This window comes from Sulfurisphaera sp. (assembly GCF_059755235.1).
Genome location: NZ_DBPRYF010000010.1, coordinates 50,845 through 68,622, shown reverse-complemented (window position 1 = coordinate 68,622; position 17,778 = coordinate 50,845). Strand labels below are relative to the sequence as shown.

Annotated in this window: 14 protein-coding genes; 8 read left to right on the top strand and 6 right to left on the bottom strand. The window is 33.8% G+C overall.

Annotation, left to right across the window (positions count from 1 at the left end; genetic code table 11):
• Window positions 1-557: 557 nt before the first annotated feature.
• Window positions 558-1,025, top strand: a complete 468-nt coding sequence (locus tag AC3OCB_RS01055) for a hypothetical protein (protein ID WP_498340312.1) — start codon at window positions 558-560, stop codon at window positions 1,023-1,025.
• Between the two features lie 451 nt (window positions 1,026-1,476).
• Here AC3OCB_RS01055 and AC3OCB_RS01050 read toward each other — a convergent pair whose 3' ends face one another.
• Together AC3OCB_RS01050 and AC3OCB_RS01045 are read right to left on the bottom strand one after the other, a co-directional pair.
• Complete coding sequence (locus AC3OCB_RS01050; protein ID WP_498340311.1) at window positions 1,477-2,064, bottom strand: hypothetical protein; 588 nt, start codon at window positions 2,062-2,064, stop codon at window positions 1,477-1,479.
• Entirely contained in the window at window positions 2,057-3,703 is a 1,647-nt protein-coding gene (locus AC3OCB_RS01045; protein ID WP_498340310.1) for an AAA family ATPase, read from the bottom strand. Before AC3OCB_RS01045 ends, AC3OCB_RS01050 begins: the two co-directional genes overlap by 8 nt.
• Window positions 3,704-4,737: 1,034 nt before the next feature.
• Between AC3OCB_RS01045 and AC3OCB_RS01040 the strand changes: the two genes are divergently transcribed.
• Window positions 4,738-5,703 (top strand): glycosyltransferase family 2 protein, encoded by a 966-nt coding sequence (locus tag AC3OCB_RS01040; RefSeq protein ID WP_498340308.1) that lies wholly within the window; start codon window positions 4,738-4,740, stop codon window positions 5,701-5,703.
• A 96-nt stretch (window positions 5,704-5,799) separates the two neighbouring features.
• Window positions 5,800-6,588, top strand: a complete 789-nt coding sequence (locus AC3OCB_RS01035; protein WP_498340307.1) for a glycosyltransferase family A protein — start codon at window positions 5,800-5,802, stop codon at window positions 6,586-6,588.
• Between the two features lie 15 nt (window positions 6,589-6,603).
• Here AC3OCB_RS01035 and AC3OCB_RS01030 read toward each other — a convergent pair whose 3' ends face one another.
• Window positions 6,604-7,035, bottom strand: coding sequence for a hypothetical protein (locus tag AC3OCB_RS01030; RefSeq protein ID WP_498340306.1), 432 nt, complete (start codon window positions 7,033-7,035; stop codon window positions 6,604-6,606).
• Between the two features lie 98 nt (window positions 7,036-7,133).
• Between AC3OCB_RS01030 and AC3OCB_RS01025 the strand changes: the two genes are divergently transcribed.
• From AC3OCB_RS01025 to AC3OCB_RS01015, 3 genes are all read left to right on the top strand, one after another.
• A complete protein-coding gene (locus AC3OCB_RS01025) occupies window positions 7,134-8,510 on the top strand; it encodes an AAA family ATPase (RefSeq protein WP_498340304.1) in 1,377 nt (458 codons plus the stop codon).
• A 24-nt stretch (window positions 8,511-8,534) separates the two neighbouring features.
• Window positions 8,535-8,762: a hypothetical protein gene (locus AC3OCB_RS01020; protein ID WP_498340303.1), complete on the top strand. Its 228-nt coding sequence runs from the start codon at window positions 8,535-8,537 to the stop codon at window positions 8,760-8,762.
• Window positions 8,763-8,952: 190 nt separating this feature from the next.
• Complete coding sequence (locus tag AC3OCB_RS01015) at window positions 8,953-9,990, top strand: glycosyltransferase (RefSeq protein WP_498340302.1); 1,038 nt, start codon at window positions 8,953-8,955, stop codon at window positions 9,988-9,990.
• A gap of 39 nt (window positions 9,991-10,029) precedes the next feature.
• On the opposite strand, the gene AC3OCB_RS01010 is transcribed toward AC3OCB_RS01015, so the two are convergent.
• Window positions 10,030-11,430 carry an oligosaccharide flippase family protein gene (locus tag AC3OCB_RS01010; protein ID WP_498340300.1) on the bottom strand — a complete coding sequence of 467 codons (1,401 nt, stop codon included), beginning with the start codon at window positions 11,428-11,430 and terminating at the stop codon, window positions 10,030-10,032.
• 535 nt (window positions 11,431-11,965) lie between these two features.
• Between AC3OCB_RS01010 and AC3OCB_RS01005 the strand changes: the two genes are divergently transcribed.
• Window positions 11,966-12,922 carry a glycosyltransferase family A protein gene (locus AC3OCB_RS01005; protein WP_498340299.1) on the top strand — a complete coding sequence of 319 codons (957 nt, stop codon included), beginning with the start codon at window positions 11,966-11,968 and terminating at the stop codon, window positions 12,920-12,922.
• 42 nt (window positions 12,923-12,964) lie between these two features.
• Here AC3OCB_RS01005 and AC3OCB_RS01000 read toward each other — a convergent pair whose 3' ends face one another.
• Window positions 12,965-15,154, bottom strand: coding sequence for a hypothetical protein (locus AC3OCB_RS01000; protein WP_498340298.1), 2,190 nt, complete (start codon window positions 15,152-15,154; stop codon window positions 12,965-12,967).
• Between the two features lie 14 nt (window positions 15,155-15,168).
• Window positions 15,169-16,056 (bottom strand): glycosyltransferase family 2 protein, encoded by an 888-nt coding sequence (locus AC3OCB_RS00995; RefSeq protein ID WP_498340297.1) that lies wholly within the window; start codon window positions 16,054-16,056, stop codon window positions 15,169-15,171.
• A gap of 647 nt (window positions 16,057-16,703) precedes the next feature.
• On the opposite strand from AC3OCB_RS00995, the gene AC3OCB_RS00990 reads away from it, so the two are divergent.
• Entirely contained in the window at window positions 16,704-16,979 is a 276-nt protein-coding gene (locus AC3OCB_RS00990) for a glycosyltransferase family 2 protein (protein ID WP_498340296.1), read from the top strand.
• The last annotated feature ends 799 nt before the right edge of the window (window positions 16,980-17,778 follow it).

Sequence of the window (17,778 nt, the reverse complement as noted above, 5' to 3'; positions counted from 1 at the left end):
CAAAGGAGCTAATAACTGCTGTTTGCTAGGACACAGCGTTCAACTTCAATTCTACCAAGTATTCCCCTAGTACTTATTTTGAGCCTTTTAGCTAATACTACTTGGACTTCTTCTTTGAGAACTTGAAGGAATAAGGGGAAGGAACCCTTTTTGATATTGCTTATTCGATCAACCTCGTGGTTTCATGCCGAATTAGACCATAATATGACAAGTCATAAATACGGTAAAATTTCTCTAAATAAGTGCTTTACTGAGAATTTCTACAGAGCTTTAAGTCCACAACATTTAAATAAACTTTTTAACAAAAATAAACTTGAGGCCTCCTGATTCCCGAGTGGTTACTTGGGTAGAAAAAATAAAACCAGGTAATCACTCGGGGAATGAAGATCGGCCTTCCCCAGACCCCTCGGGGTAAGCCCGAGAGGGATGAAGGGGTTATAAGTATCATAACATAGTCGTTTTGGTTTGTGAAATTAAGACGTATTCAAATGAAGCAGAACTGTTATATTTTCGAGATAAACATAAATAATTTTAACCATTAAGAGAATTGATCGCCAGTGAAAAAAGCTTATGTCTTTGTCGACGAATCATATGACTTGATAAACTTTACGTTCTATGTCATATCTGTAGTGTGGACAGAAAAAGAAAAACTACCAGAAAGCATAAAGGATAAGGCCATGAAGAAATTGTCATATAAAATAAGACGGAAAAGGAAATTTCACTTTAGTGATGATCCTATCGAAGTTAGAAAAGTTTTCTTTGAAGAGATATTAAAATCTAAAATCTACTTTGGGGTTTTGCTCTTTAACAAAATTCCAAAGACTTGCGAGGAATACGCATATTTTTACGTTACAAGCGTAATAAACTCAATTCCAGTCTCTAACTCGCTGTTAACAATAATAATTAAGGGAATAGGAAAGGGATGTGATTTAGAAGGAGAAGCAATTAAAAAAAACAAAAGAGGATACCGTTTAGGGTTCACCATACTAGCGCTGCAGCTGGATCCGAAATTGCTGACTATATAGCTTCCGCTTATCGACTTTGTTTAAGTAGAAGAGAGGATTTCTGTGAAGAATTAGAGAAAGAGTTGAAGTTTAAAGAGTTCATAAAGTGAAGTTGATATTAAGAACGACTGAGTTATAATGTAGCAACTCAATTTGCTCAGCTATTTGGACTTATGCCATCTATCATAAGATGAAATCTAATGAAGTATTTTGAGTTATGGCACAGACTCCATAAGCTGGCTTCTCCCTGCCTTAAGGGAGAGGACCCTTACTGTACTAAGTGCAAACTATTTGCAAGTTGGAGGGAGACCAGGAAAGTCTCCTGGCTCGATTTCAGCATCTCTTATCGGACCAACGTTTATAAGTCTAAATTTCACAGAAAGTAATTTGAATGGAAAGTATTAAGATTTTATAACAGCGAGATAAAGGCTCAGGATTTATCACAAGGTTGGTACAATGAACTTAATATCTATTATTTCACTTCAACGCAAGATCTAATTTCAATTCTATCAAGTATTCTCCCTTCAGTATCTTTTATAAGCTTTTTTACCTTTTCTAGTTTCTTTCGCTTATCTTCCGATTTTCTGAAAAGAGAGAATAAGGAATCATCCATGTTAACTTTTAATTTTTTCAATACATCTTGAGCCATCCCTACTTTATCTGGGGAGACGTAAATCAACAACCTAACACTATTAATGTCAAAAGGGAAGGTTAGCAATTTTTCTAATAATTCTTTAAATCTACTATAAAAATACAAGAGTTGTAACGTTATTCCATATTTTATTGTATCTTCATAAGAGGCAGTTTTAAACTCCAAAATTTCTAGTACTAGTGACTTTTCATCTCTAATCATTATTAAAAAATCAGGGTGAGGTTCTTCACCACTTGTAAGTTCGTCCTTATAATTGAAATGCGTTTTGATTACTAAATCGCTGTTAATTCTTTTTTCAAGGTCTAATATAAGAAAAATATCCCTTCTCATGATACAACATTTTTTACTTATGCTATCACAAATGACGATATCATCAGAGTTCTGGCAACCTATATATTGTTCACTCATCTCCTATCAGCTCAGTCTCCCAGTCTACGATGCTATCTATCACTTCTTTCGTGATTCCAGGAACATTGTAAGTCAATTCTTTAGCAGGAAATTCTCTTGCAATACTCATTGAGGTACCATTTTCAAAGTCAAAATAGTAAACCTTTATTTTTTCCTCTATTTTTTCCTCCTTTATTGTCTTTTCTACATCTTCTATGATTTTTTCAATAATGAGGGGAAGAGAATCTTGTTTAAGTACCTTTTTCAACAGTCCTGCAATTTTCTCTTTACAAGGCTTATATCTAACTAAATCGCCTAAAAATGAAGCCATCAAATCCGAGTGGGTTGTAATTACAAACTTGAATCCGTGTTGGATTAAGCTCAATAACACGAGGAGAAGCAGAGTTTGGTAAGCTAAGTGAAGACGAGATTCTGGCTCTTCAATCAAAACTAAGGCTGGCTTTTGTAAGTCCAGAAGAGGGAGCAGAATGCTGGTCACCTCATTTATCATTGCTGACGCATAAAAGGGATCTAACTCTACTCCGTTTTGTATCTCGAACTTGATCCTTCTCTTCTCATCAACTTTTATCCTTGTTTTAGTAATCGCGGAAATTAGATTAAGGATGTAATTATCCATAATTTCGTTTCTTCTCATTTTCTCTTTTACATCATTAATATGGAATAGAAAGTTCTTGACTGATCCATCTAGTATATTCAGTGGAGAATAACTGCGCGCAACAACTCTTTTCAATACATTAGTCGAGGAATAAATTGAGATGCTTTCTTCATTTATTACTTCTAACCCACTTCTGCCATATGGTATGAAAATTATACTGTAAGTAAACCCAAGCATATCAGCGTACTCCTTTATTAAGTTTTTTGCTATCTTTTCTAAAGGCAATATATGACTAAGGATAAACGAATCTATTAGTTTCGGCTTAAAAGATTTGACTTCCTCGAATGTCAACTTTTTATCTGTTTTTTGCCCGATTATTAGTTTAAGTTCTATATTAATTTTGATAATCCCAGCTTCATAATCTCCATTTACTTTAAATCTGATTTCACCCCTTTCTGGGATTACAAACCCTCCATTCCACTTTAATCTCAAATCTTCTGTTTCTATAGGAAGTATCTTAATACTTTCTAATAAATTCTCAATTTTTTTCCCGTTAATATAAATCGATGAAATATCGGTATATTCAATGCTTCGTCTTAACAACTTTAATTGCTCATTCTTAATTTCTTCCTTTATTAACGGTACAATATTTTCGAGTTTCTCTAAAAGATTTACTCTTTCTGAAATTTTTATTAAACAATTATTCTCAATTGTTCCACTTATGTCAAAATTATGTTCTTTAACCACTTTTATTATATTTTCAAGGGCATCTGGCTCGCACATATTATATCCGTTTACTAGCAAGTTTAGAATATAAGAAATTGCATAATCTATTCCAGTTAATGTAGTTCTACGACGTAGAATATCTGATAGTTTCCTTCTAATGGAGCGTTCATATTCTTTATCTAGAAATATTAGTGAAGTGTAAATACTTCTTAGTGCAAACGATTTACCGGTTGATGGTAAGCCCAGAAAAAGGGTGAAGTCGCCTAACTCAATCTCAGCATCTTTTATCGGGCCAATATTTACGAGTTCAAATTTCACGGGTAGTACTACACTAGGAAATATTTAAGCCTATTGTAGTCTTGTAGAAAACCCCTTAGTGAAGCATTTATCTAGGGGAATTTGCTGAATTTACGACTTATCGTATTATTACAAAGTCCCAGTCCCTTATGGAATTCTAAAGTGTGAATTCATCAAACAGACTATAATTATATCCAAAAGTTCTCCTAATTTATTTCTCGAGTTCTTAAAGAAAAATACAAGCGGTTTAGCTCTCTATTATTCTCTTAGATGAGATCTTGGCAAATGTAAGCTCCCGTGATGCCATCAAGATAATAATTTCTAATCCCGTATTTGTTGTACTTTTGTCTCCTTCAGAAACACTTACTTTAAGACGATTCAAAAATTTTGTAAAAGGTTGTCATACCTTTCATGAGGCCATACAATCGTAATGATTGTGGAGGGTTTTCCATAAATTACCATTTATTTTACTACGATGAAAGGCTTAACGATTCTGTGAAGAGGGAAAGGGAAAAAGTCCGTTCAAACAACAATATGTGGAGATGATAAATCCCGATAATAGTTTTATATGATGTTTATTTTGGGGAATTTCATAATATAAAGAAGTTCTAGGAGACACTAGAAAATAGGACAGTAAAATAATTGATAAGTTTGAGCCCATCACTGATGGTAAGGGATATGACTCAGAAAGAGGTTAAATCACGTTATTGTCAAAAACACTCTTATTGTTATAATATCTTAAGGAACAAGAATACGCCAATATATTGTGTCAAAGGAAAAACAGAAAGAGAATGAAAAGACATTTGCCAGATGAATATAAAAAATGTCCAGTGTTAAAATTATGTATTCAGTAGTAAAAAGGAAGAGCAGATCATTTGTTAGGTTAAAGATCCCCAGATGTAGCTGAAAAAGAGATTGCGTTAAAGATAATAGCATACAATATAAGGAGGATAATAATTCTATATCATTCTATATTTATTTTTGTTATTTTTAGGTTTTCTACAGAGCTCCCTTTATGAATAGGTTTTTATAATTAGGAATTTGTCACTATTTAGATGCCTTATATTTCTGTCATTATCCCAGTTTACAATCGCACTCAATACATTGGCGAAGCAATAAACTCCGTCTTCTCTCAGACCTTACATAGAGAAAAATATGAGCTTATTTTAGTTACAAACGTAGATTTGCCAGAAATGGAAGGAGTAAAAATAATAAAAAGCAATGAAAGGTGGCAAGGGCCAAAATTTGCTCAAGCAATTGAAGAAGCTAAAGGAGAAGTAATATCACTACTTGATGATGATGACCTTTTCCTCCCTAATAAACTAGAAGTTGTGTACAAGGTCTTTAAAAATGATAAAGTAGGGCTTGTAAAAAACCCCTTAAAATGGGTAAATGAGCAAGGAAAAGAGTGGTTAGACCCTTTGCCTAGGGAACCAATAACGCTTGCAAGCAAAGATCTAAACTTAGATAAGTTAAGTGAAGCAGTGAAATATAAAGTGGGGTTTAATAGCTCTTCTTTGTCTTTTAGAAAGATGGATATTCTCAACTACCTTGACTATTTAAAAGAGGTAAAACTAGTGATAGATGCGTTTATAGGTTTTCTTTTCCTATTCACCAGCCAAGTAGTTATATGGAATCAGCCATTAAGCGTTTATAGAGTTTTATCAACTAGTACCTCACGCAAGTTATCAAGCTTAGACCAATACATAGAGCATAAAAGAACACTGGAGAGAATAGCTTATGAGGACTACGTAACATTATATAAAGCTCTTAAATCCTCTGGTTTCGAAAAGACAGTAGAGAAAATTGTAAATTATCAGAAAATTATTGTAAAGCTTTGGAGCAAAGAGCCAGTAAAGTTAAATTTGAAAGAAGCGCTTAACTCCTTGTCTCTAGATGATCCTAAAGCCTCAAAATTGGAAATTCTCTCACTCTATTTAGCTTCGTCTTTTCCTTATTTTTTGAAGAAAGTTGTATATAAGAGGTTCTATGAGAAAGAACTCAAAAAATTAAAATTATAAACATGAATTATGCTCGTTTGAATTATGTCGAAGAACTTGTAGCATAACATCTGATTTCAATACACGAATTTAAACTACTTGTCGTTTAGTAAAATAATGATTTCAATAGAAATGCCAGTAACACACGGAAAGTACTTACGCCAAGTGTTAGAATCTATTCGCAACCAATCATATCAAGATTATGAAGTTATTGTCGTTAATTCTGGGAGAAAAGAGCTTTCAGACTTAGTTAAGCAGTTTGGCTTTAGAGTAGTCGAGAAAAAAGCAAAACTCCTTCACGCTAGATATTTAGCCCATAAGGAGAGCAAAGGAGATTACGCCTTGATCCTTGACGAAACTAGAATGTTAGAAAAGGATACACTAAAAACCCTTTCCTCCCTTGATTATGACATGGTCATTATTGGAGAAAAAGAGACTGGAAACTCCTTCTGGGTTAAATTGGCTCAGCTTGATAAAGAGAACGTCCTTTATTGTAATCCAGTTGATCCCTTGAATGGAATTGCCTTGCCTAGATATTTCAAGAGCGAGATACTTTCTAAGGCTTTCTCATCAGCAGAGGAAAAGCTTGGCGAAAAGTTTTACGAAGTTGTCTTTAGAGATCATGACATCATATTTTATGAGGCTAGCAAAATTTCCAATAGAGTTTATGTAGTTCGTGAAGAACTGATCTCTCATTTTGGTGATTCCTCCTTACTAGATATAATGAGAAAGTACTACCGCTATGGAAAGAGTGCAAGGGTGTTGAAAAACTCCCCATATTCTGACTTTTTAGCTAGAAAGAGAGTTACAAGGAGAATTTGCAAAGGGAGTTTCTGGGAAAGGAAGTCTCTTTACCTTCTCTATTTAGCTAGAGGTATTCCCTACTTACTCGGTTACTATTTATGAGAAACATCAATGAGCCTAGCTCGTTTGACTCTTACTTGGTATCACTGAAACCAATTGGGTCATCAATGCTAGCATTTGCTTCATCAATTTCTTTAAGTCGCTCATTTCTTTTTCCATGTTATCTAATCTAGTTTCTATTGTAGCAATCTTAGCTTTTATATCGTTAACTTCCTTTCTTAACTCTCTGACCTCATTTTCTAAAGATTCAAACCTCTTGTCCACTTCCTGAAATCTTTTATCAACATAGTCTTTCAACTCGAAATACCTCTTATCTGTATAGTCCTTTAGTTCGGTAAATCTCCTATCGGTATACATTATGTTATAATACACAAGCAAGATCAAGTACTCTTGATTGCTTAGCTTCTTCCCTTGAGTTGCTTTATCAATGACTAGCTTATTGTAATTTGAAATCAACTGAGATGCCACATTTATCGAAATTTCTGACATAAATAAAGATTCTTTCATGAATATAAAAAGATGACTATGGCAATGCAAAAAATTGCAACAACTATTAAGCTTAATATTTTCCTTCGTGTATTACTTTTATGAAATTTAAGCTTGTGAATATAGGTCCAATAAAAGAAGCTAACATTGAGCTTGGTGATTTCACTCTCTTTCTAGGCTTACCATCAACTGGAAAGTCTTTTGCACTTCGTAGCATCTACACATCTTTAGTCCTTTTAAGCAGGAAATACGAGAAGTTCTTTGAGCAAAAGTTTTATGAAATGTTAGCTAAAGCTTCAATAACGGGGACAGATCGCTTAATTTCTTACCTCCAAAATAACACTTGTAACCCAAAGGCTATTGAAAGCCTTATACCTAACATAAGGGTGGAAGTGGGAGATGAATGTGAAATAAGGGTTTACGAGGACATTTCTAACACTCTTAAAGAATTTCTTTCAATGATTAAAAATGGAATAAAGGAGGATTACTTGAAGCTTTTGAGGAAAAGTCTAAACTACAATGATTCCTCAGCAATTTACATTAACGGAAAAGAAATAATGGAGCAAGTTGAAGGACTAGATATAAAGGAATTGAAAGGTGAAATTGGCAACGCAAAATTTGAATTGAGTAGTAATGGAATACTCCAAGTAAAATTTAAGCCAGGATCAAGGCTTACTTCAGTATCATCAAGCCTCATTTCCATAGGGGTAAAGAGATATTTTGACTCTGTAGGGATAAACGAGGATGCAATCTTTATACCTTCTGCTAGAAGTGAAATAGAATTGGTTAATGAGACGAATATGGAATATTCAGTTTTTTTGACTGACCTAGGGGAGATGTTTGCCTTAGACAGCTGTTACCCAATTGCTGGGCTTGATTTATCTGTTCAGCAGTACATCCTTCATTTTAATAACGCAAAAGAGAAATTGCCCAATGGTCATGTCCTTGACCTTCTAAAAGCTATCACTGGTTTAAGCGTTGAAAATGGAAAGATTGTATTTAAAGAGAAATGGGGAGAGATAAGACCTTCTCACGCCTCTGTAACAATAAAAGAGATAGTAAGGATTTTATTGCCTCTTGCAGACGTCCAAACCCCAGCCTTAGTTTTTATTGAAGAGCCAGAGGCTTATCTTCACCCAACTTATCAGATTTTACTCCTCCTAGTGCTGTTAAGCCTAGTCCAACACGGTTATAAGTTTGTTATTGAAACGCATAGCGACTTATTAGTCTCATTCCTTAGTGTAATGAGTAAAGAGGGGGTTGATGAACTACTAAAGAGAATATTCGGCTATGAACCCCTCCCTGCCTATGTCCTGAAGGAGGCTGAAAAGACGTTAAAGGGGATAAAGGCTTATCAATTCGAAAAGGGGACTGCAAAAGAAATCCCTGCCAATGAATTGGCCTATAACTCCCCTGGAAAACAAGTAATGGGTAACATTGTAATGTTTGAGCTAAAGGGAGGAAGAGAAGACCAATAAAGGTTTTTTGCAGAAATTAAGAAGATGAAAATTATAGTGAGAAAAGGGGAGAAAGTAAGAGTGCTTGGACGTGATGAAAAATATAAGAAGCAAATGTTAACCTTTTTAGATGTCATTAAGGAAGATGAGGCATTTACATTTGATGATGTAATTGACAAATTCCTTGAGGTTATTAAAGCAAAGATGAAATCAGAAGAGGATGAGAAGAAACTGGTAAAGAAGATAGCTGAGATGTTATTGAAAAGAAATTAGTTTTCCTTTGTTTTGACTCTTTAGTTTATCACTAACTATCAGATCATCTATCACTAATTGCTATCCTAGACAATTAAATACTCAGATCCTTGCTTTCCTTTAACGAGTAGCAGTTAATTTCAAAATTAAGCTAAAGCATCTCTATATAGAGAGATAAACAAAAAACTACTATTAGCAAGTAAAGAGTAGCATGGTTACTTTTCTTGTTAGCCACCTAAGTAAGTTTGATGGTCAAAGCAAAGCAGTGTTAAACTTTGCCAAAGGTCTTTCTAAACACTTCAAAGTGAGAATTATTAGCTATTATAAGGTTGACCCCAGGCTACAAGAGGAAATAAAAGGGTTTGAAGTTGTCTCCTTGGCTACAAGAGGAGGAAGTATAACTTCCCTAGCGTTTGAGTATTTGTTTAATAAAATGAGCAAAGATATGGCTAAGCACATTGATAACGTTAACGAGAAGTTCATTGTAGCAAATGATGATTTAACTAACGTTGTTTCTTTCGTTAAAGATCCCTCCAACCTTGTTTATTGGAGCCAAGGTGCTTTAGCCTCGCTCTTTATGTGGCCCCCCTTTTACACTAGGGGATACTCTGTGAAAAAGCTCATGGGATATTTTGCTTCCTCTTACAACCTAAGGTTACACAAGGAAGTGAAAAAATACAACATCGTTTTAGCTAATAGCAAAACATCAGCAAACATCATCTCTCTCTTTTATGATAGACCCCCCAGTGAGGTTATTTATCCTCCTCTAGACGTTGAGTACTACTCTAGTCACGCTAGGAAAAAGGTAGAAGAGAAATACGTTTTGGCTTTCGTGAAAAGAGGGTATAAAAGTGACACTGAGTTACTAGAAAAGTTGGCAAAAAAGGTTAAGATGAAAGTTATTGGTTTTAGGATTGAGGGAGCAGAAGCTTACTTTAACATCTCCGATGAGGAGTTGAGAGAGCTTTACTGTAACGCTTATGCCACTCTTTACCCAATAAAGTTTGAATACTTTGGTTATATTCCAGTCGAGTCGATGGCTTGTGGAACCCCAGTTATTGCTTATAGGTTTTCTGGAGGTCCTGCAGAGACAATTGTTGACCAAGAGACAGGTTGGCTTGTAAATGATGAGAAGGAGTTCTATCAGAAAGTGATAGAGGTGTGGGAGAATGGTTATGAAGATAAAACGAGGGAAAAAGCTGTGGAAAGGGCAAAAGAATTCTCTATAGAGGACTCAGTAAGAAGTTAATGAAGTATTTGAGTTAATGGCTAATGTGTTTAGAATATGTCATAAAAAGATGCTGACAACCTTTCTTAGTGAAGAGGGAGTAAAGCCAAGAATTATCTCTTTTTCCCTTTTTTCGAAAACGCCTAGAAGTTTGAAAATTACAAAGATTATTACCACATATACAACGTCGAGGTAAGTTGGGTCTACAAATAACTCAAAGATCAAAGTTATTGGAAGGAGAGATAGAAGGATCCATTCTTTTTTAGTAGGATGAAACACTTTCTCCTTTATAACGTAGTATAAAGCAAAAGAGGTAGAGATTATACCAACAATTAGCTGAGAGTAAGCCCCTCCCGATATACCTATTCTTGGGATTAAAAGGTAAGAAGTGAGAAGTGTTGTAAAAGCGTTTATGACAGAGAGGATTAGAAATGGTCTTAAGCTCTTATTAAAGGAAATCAAAAACGTTGTAAGTGTGATAATAGGCGCTGATAGGGTAGTGATTAGCAAAAGGATTATCATGGGTTTTATACTTTCTACATAATCGGGAAAAAGCTTAGGAATTAAAATTACTGCAGAAGGAAGGGAAATTGTCACAACGAGTAAGGTTAAAAGAGAAGTAACCTTAAATGAGAGACGAGAGATTAAATTTTCATCTTTTCCTAAAGCTTTGTAATAAGAGGAAGTTGGTAAAAGGACATTAGTGAGACTATTAATAATCATTGAAGGTACGTTAGCAACTAAAGCAGCAAATTGATAAAGTCCGAGATAATAACTTCCTAACAAGAAAGAAGTAGTAACTCTATCACCTTGACTAGCCAAAAAGTTTGTACTACTAGACAAATATAAAGTTAAACTCATCTTGAAAACCTTTTTGAAAATATTGAGATCTAACCTCAATGGTATACTATTTAATGCTCTATAAATGATGAAGAAACCAACACCACTAGCTAGTAATGCGCCAAGTGTCCATATACCTATGAAGAGGTAAATGTTTTTAAGAAGAACTGCTATGATTGAAACTGCCCATCTAATTATTAAGAAAACAGTTCCTAGTACAGTATTTTCAGTGAACTTATTCATTCCGATAAGAATACTCCCATTATATAGATTATACACATACAAAACTAAGTAAGGTATCGCAAGCTTGACATATGTAGGAAATAGTAAAAGTATTAAAAAAGCTGGAGAGACAATAAAAGGGGTTAAAAGTACTGTCGAAATAAAACTCTTATCGAATTCTTTTCTTGCGTACATATAACTTACTTCTCTACTTACTATATTGGGATTAAGAATCATGAAAAATGAGGCAGAAATTATCTCTAGAAGCTGAATAATTGCTACCTTTCCAAAGAAAGCAGGGTTAGTAATTTTTGCAGTAACAATGAAGAAGACCAAAGCAACTATAATGTTAACGGTGGCCAAGCCCAAGTTCTTAAGAGCATTTACTATTGGATTCATTTACCTCATACTAGTTTTCATGTTTAGATTTAAAACTTTCTAAGGCTTTTTGTATAGCCTAATTATCTGCAACGAGACAAACATTATTATCCTATATTTAAACTCCTAAATAACTACTGGTATTTAATCGAAAATAAAGAGTGTGGCCGTTTGATTCGTGCTTTGTATAATTTTTTGTCAAACATTAGATAAAAACAAATACGAAGTTGTCATAGTTAAAAAGAAGACAAAAAAAGTTGGCAATTATGTTAGAGAAGTGAAAAAGTAACAATGTCTAATGAAAGGTGTCTATGACCTGAGATAATTCTGGGTCTAAAGAAACTAAAGGAGACGTTATCTTTTTGCTTAAAAACGATAACTGTTTATATTAGATGGACGTTTGATCGAAGATGATGTTTCATGAGTTTCCTCATGTAATAGTATCTAAAGTTGTCATTCCAACGTCATCTCTAGTAAGATCCTCCATGAGCTTCAATAATAGACGGCATTTGAGTAAGTCTTAATTTTTATATATTCTTTCACTCATCCTCTTATTATGAATCCATCCATTTCGGTCATAATCCCAGTATTTAATAGAGTCGACTTTGTTAATGAGGCCATTGGTTCAGTAATAAATCAAACGCTTGAAAAAGAAAAGTATGAGATCATAGTTGTAACTAATGTTGATACTCCTTTAAAAGACGGTATAAAAATAGTAAAGTCAGAAAACAAATGGCAAGGCGCCTTTATTTATGATGGAATTAAGGAAGCACGGGGCGAAATAATTTGTCCGCTCGATGATGATGATTTATTTTTGCCAAACAAGTTAGAAGTAGTCTATGAAGTATTTAAGAAGAATAGAAATCTTGGTTTATTCAAGCACCCCGCGATGCTTAGGAATTATTTAGGGAGAGAATTTACGCCTCTAATGCTAAAGAATCCCTTATACATTTCGAATTCCACATTAAATAAGAAAATAATGGAAGAAATTTTACGGCTTGGGGTAGGATGGAATAGCTCAACTCATTGCTTTAATAAAAATATGCTTTTAGAGTACAAAGATTGTTTAAAAAGAATCAAATCGTCAGTTGATTCAATAGCATATCTTTTTCTTTCCAGATCAGAAATAATGATTTGGGACTCTCCGTTATCGATATATAGGATACATAAATCTCATGACTATTTATTTAGTGAAAGCGGTTTAAAGAAACTTAATGAGCGCAATAAGAAACACTATGACGACTATATTACTATAAATGATTGCATAAATAATGAAATAGTTCGCTCGTTAATAAGTCGTATGATAGCACTTAAGAAAATACAAATAAAGTATTATGATATTAATAACGAAGAGGATTTGAAAATTACCTTAAGGGATATATTTTTGGCCCAATCTATGAACAGATTTGCTTTTTTAGCTTACATTTCAACTTTCTTCCCCTCGTCTTTAAGAAAGATTGCAATCAGATATGCTCTCAAGCGCTTAAGGAGACAATTAAACTTAGATAGTTAATAACAAAATTTTAGAATAATTTCGTTTAAATTCTTAATAATATTAAAGTAATTTTTCCTTTAAAAATAGGATTATTAAGGCTATTAAGAAGACTATCGCTGATACAATTGAAATCGATGAATACTTCTGATATTCTAACTGTGGGGTATAAAAGAGTATAAGTGTGTAACTTCCAGATTTATTTATTACCCATCCGTTAGCATAACTCAAAACCTCTACGTGGGTAGAATTTGCGCCAATAAGTGACCATCCAGTGTTGTAAGTCTCTGCATAAACAAGGAGATAGGGCTGTGTAGCATTATGTACGTTTACTATTATTTCATATGGAGATATTATTTTATAGTCGGTGTTTATGAAATTAGCGTTATCAACCCATGAGGAGTTGGGGTTAAATGTTTTTCCATTTCCTAAGAGATCTATTGGTTCTGTATAAACCAAGGGCAAAGTTTTATTAACTTCATAAATTGCGTAAATGCCTATCTGCTTAACGAACCTTAAGCTATGTGTGGCATTTAAGTTTTCCTCCAATAGATATGGTGTTTGTGGAGTTATTGGAAGTGGGCTCCAAAACTGCTTATTTTGAGTAACAACAACAACATATTTGACGCCAAAAGCAGCAAGCTCATTAGCTAGGTTTACTGTATTATTTCCATATACTTGAGAATTAATTATGTAATATATCGAAGTATCATTCCCTGGCAAATAGGTGCCCGAAATAGCTGAGATGCCCATGAATCTAAAAATATCTGTTGCATAATACCATGGGGTTCCCACTAACGGGCCCTGCATTGGGAGCTCGAGAATTCTTTGCCAAGGCTCCAAATTTTGCTTAAAGAATTTTTCAGCTTCATACTGATATTCTGGAACGTGGATACGTGAAGAGGGACTCCCATGACCATTGGTTGGTTGAGTTGCCCACGCCCCAGTTATGGCACTTGTATTTGCAATCCCAAAGAAGAGCATCAATAAAATTATCATAGCCCCTACATAAATTCCTATATTAACCCTTTTTACTGGTATTTTCTTTATTGATACCTTCTCTGCTAAATATTTTAAACCTACTGGAGCAAGAACTGAAGTTACTAAAGGTGCCACAAATCCAAAATCCATTGTTAAAGTTACAAATGGCCTAAAAAGAATACTATGTAACCATAAATAAGCAAAAATTGGACCAAATGGGCCATTTGTCCCTGCAATTATTGGGGTAAACACAAGTTCAAGGAAGAGCAGATAGTAAACATGAAATTTTAGATCAGAATTATCTTTTTTTACTGTTAGAAAAGGTATTATAGATAAGATTATCAATACTAGATAAAAATCAACAGTCAGAGTAGGTGTCTTGTACATTCCTGCCATTGCGCTAAGGTAGTTTGTATTTTCACTATTCCCCACAACCCATCCCCACCATGGTGTATTAGTTAAAGAAGCTGAAGCCTCTGATGAAGCTATAACTCCGCTTATATTTCTCAATATAGCTATAACTGTAGGAAGGCTTACAAGAATTGTTCCTATTATAAGTAATAAAATATATGCAAAGGTTACTCTTATTTTAGGCCTAAAATGCAGTATAAGACCTACTATATAAGTTATAAAAATAAATAACAAAGGCTCAACCCAAACCCAGCCTAATGAAGGTCCCATAAAAAATACAACAATGAAGATTCCAAGCAACTCTTTAATAGGAAATCTACCAGTTTTTAGGAATTTGAGCGACCTATAGATGAGTAACATAAGTAATGGAAGGACAGAATAAAAGTAAATCTGGCTGTACAACTCTCCCAACCAAGAATAAATGTAGTAACTTAACATATAAAGAACGGCCGACATAATGGGCGCAAAAGAGCTTTTTAATTTATATTCGTATATAGATTCGGTAAAAGCCAGCATTGAAAGACCACTCAAGCTCAGGAACATGACTTCAATTAAGTACTCCGTCATCTGCAAACTAAGTCCAATTATATCATGTAAAAAATAAAAGGGGGGAACAATAACTACATAAGCGGGATTATTCCCGCTACCTGTACCGATGTTAAAAGCCCATGAAGATAAAAGATTTTGCATGTAATATGAAGGGCTAAATGGTAAAAACTCATCTCCATTATAAATTAAGTACTTTGTTGGATCCCCAAACCACCTATAAACCACAATAGCTGATAAAGCTATTATTGCTATTACTTCATATAGAACGCGTCTTTCGATTCCTAGAAAGGTTGGCGTGCCTCTAGTTTGCATACTTAATTTACCTACTATTTCTTTAAATATTTAAGGTTATACCTTTTGAGCAGGCCATCCGCTGTTCCTTCAAACACTGCTTTAAGACCTTCCCAATTTCTCAGCTTGAGAGCATTATAAGAATAATAACCTACATAAATAGGCAAACTTAATAAAAACGTAAACTTCTGCAATCCTTCATCAAGATCCATATGAAAGGTTATCTTACTTCTTAAGGCATAATAATATCGCATTTGATTGTAACCTTTTGATCCTTCATGGTCATGGTATACCCTAGCTGACCCGTCAACAATGATTTTGAACCCCATTTTCTTAATTTTATATTGTAAATATCCATCCTCTCCGTTAAAGGGAATCTTTTGAGGAATAAGCCCTGCTTTTAATGCCAGATCTCTCCTTAAGGCGAAGCTATTTGCTGCACCATCTACCTCTAGAAATTTTCCATTTAATTCTTCACATTTTCTATCGACATAGAGATATTTGGTTCTTCTCATATACTTAGTGTATATGGTTCCAGCATACATAATAGTATCGGGCTCTGAATAGTAGCACGTTACGGGAGCAACTACTCCTGCATCATTTATCTCATCAAAATCCTTGACAATTTTTTCTATGGCATAAGGATCAACTACATTGTCATCATCAACCATAAATACTATATCCCCACTTGCCGCTGTAATGCCATCGTTCCTAGATTTCCAAACAAGGGTCTCTGTCTCATGCCTTATATATATTACTTCTGGAAATTCACTTTTTATTACCACATCTGTGCCGTCAGTGGAAGCATCGTCTACGACTATTATCTCAAAGTCCTTATGTGTAGATTTTTTAAGTGAATTTAGTAACCTTCTTAGCTTTTCCTTGCGATTATAAGTTGGTATTACTACTGAGACTTTGGACATTATGCGGTATAAAGAATTTTTGTATTTATATATTTACAACTTAAAACGTATCTCTCCTAGTTGCCATTAAACCTATCCATATATGCGGGAAATGGTAGTGTTTGTCGGAAAAACGGATTTAATATCAATATCCATGCCTACTGACATCGCCTTATCAAAGACATTCTTTTTTGGCATGCTGGAACCATGAGTTAGGTAAAGCATAGATGTCAAGTCCATTATAGTGAATCCGTAGATGATAACCTTATCATGTGAATGGTTGATCTTAGACATTGTTACTACTATTACTATTATTGTCCTCATCATCCCCTTTCTCCAACTTTACCATGTCCACTTTTACATATGACTCATAGTTCTTCTTTATGGTTAACGAAAATACAGCTCCGTCTCTAAGTGTATATAATTCTTCTATTTCTAGTCTAAAATAATACTAGAACTAAAGCCTTCATTATTAACTATTCTGAAGATTTATTATTATAGAAACCAATCTGAGACAGAGGTAAAAATTTATATTTTGACAGTTAATGATCATAATTTATTATTAAAAAAGGTGTAATATTTTCTTACTTGTGACAACGAGATTCTAACTTATGTCCTTTTTACTTGTGGATTTAAAGTTTTGTAATTAAGAAATCCATTATTCAAATATGCCTATCCCTTACATTTCTGTCATTATCCCAGCTTATAATCGTATTCAATACATTGGTGAAGCAGTAAACTCTGTGCTAAATCAGACATTAAGTAGAGATAAGTATGAAATTGTTGTAGTTACAAATATGGATTTGCCAGACAGAGAAGGAGTAAAAATAATAAAAAGTAATGAAAGGTGGCAAGGTCCAATGATTATTCAAGGAATTGAAGAGGCTAGAGGTGAAGTAATAGCTCTACTTGATGATGACGATCTTTTCCTTCTAATAAGCTAGAAGTTTTATATAAAGTTTTTAAAGAGCTAGAAATTGGGTTTTTCAAAAATCCTATAAAATATATAAATGATAAAGGCAAGGAATGGTTAGACCCTCTTCCTAAAGAGCCAATAACAATATCATATAAAAATTTGAAATCAAGTATATTAAATGAAATTATTAGTAAATACCAATTAGCATTTAATAGTACTTCTATGTCCTTTAGAAAGAGAGATATAAGCAAATATTTAAACTATTTGAAAGAAGTCAAACTGGCAGTAGATACATTTATAAGTCTTCTTTTTCTATTTACAAATGAAGTTATGATATATAATAAACCACTAACAATATATAGGATTTGATCGGGGAATACGTCAAATAAATTAATAAATCTAGATCAATATATACAACATAGAAGCTCTTTTAAGAGATTATATTATGAAGACTACTTGACCCTATGTAAAGCTCTTAAAAATTCAAGTTTTAGTGAGCTACTGGAAAAATGGATAAAGTATGAGAAAGTTTCTCTAAAACTTTGGAGTAAAAACACAAATGAGATAAGAGTGACTTTAAAGGACGTATTAGATGCCGCGCTCATATATAATTCGAAATTTCCTAAATTGATGATATTACTAGTTTATTTGGCTTCATTTATGCCTTATTCCTTGAGGAAAAAGCTTATTTTTGAGCGTATATTTAAAAATGAGCTTAGGAATTTAAAAATTATATGATATTTATGGTGTTAAACCTAGTAAGCATTGAATATGTAAATGTACCTTACTTTATTAGGTCCAAAGACATGGTGTCTCTTATGAGGATT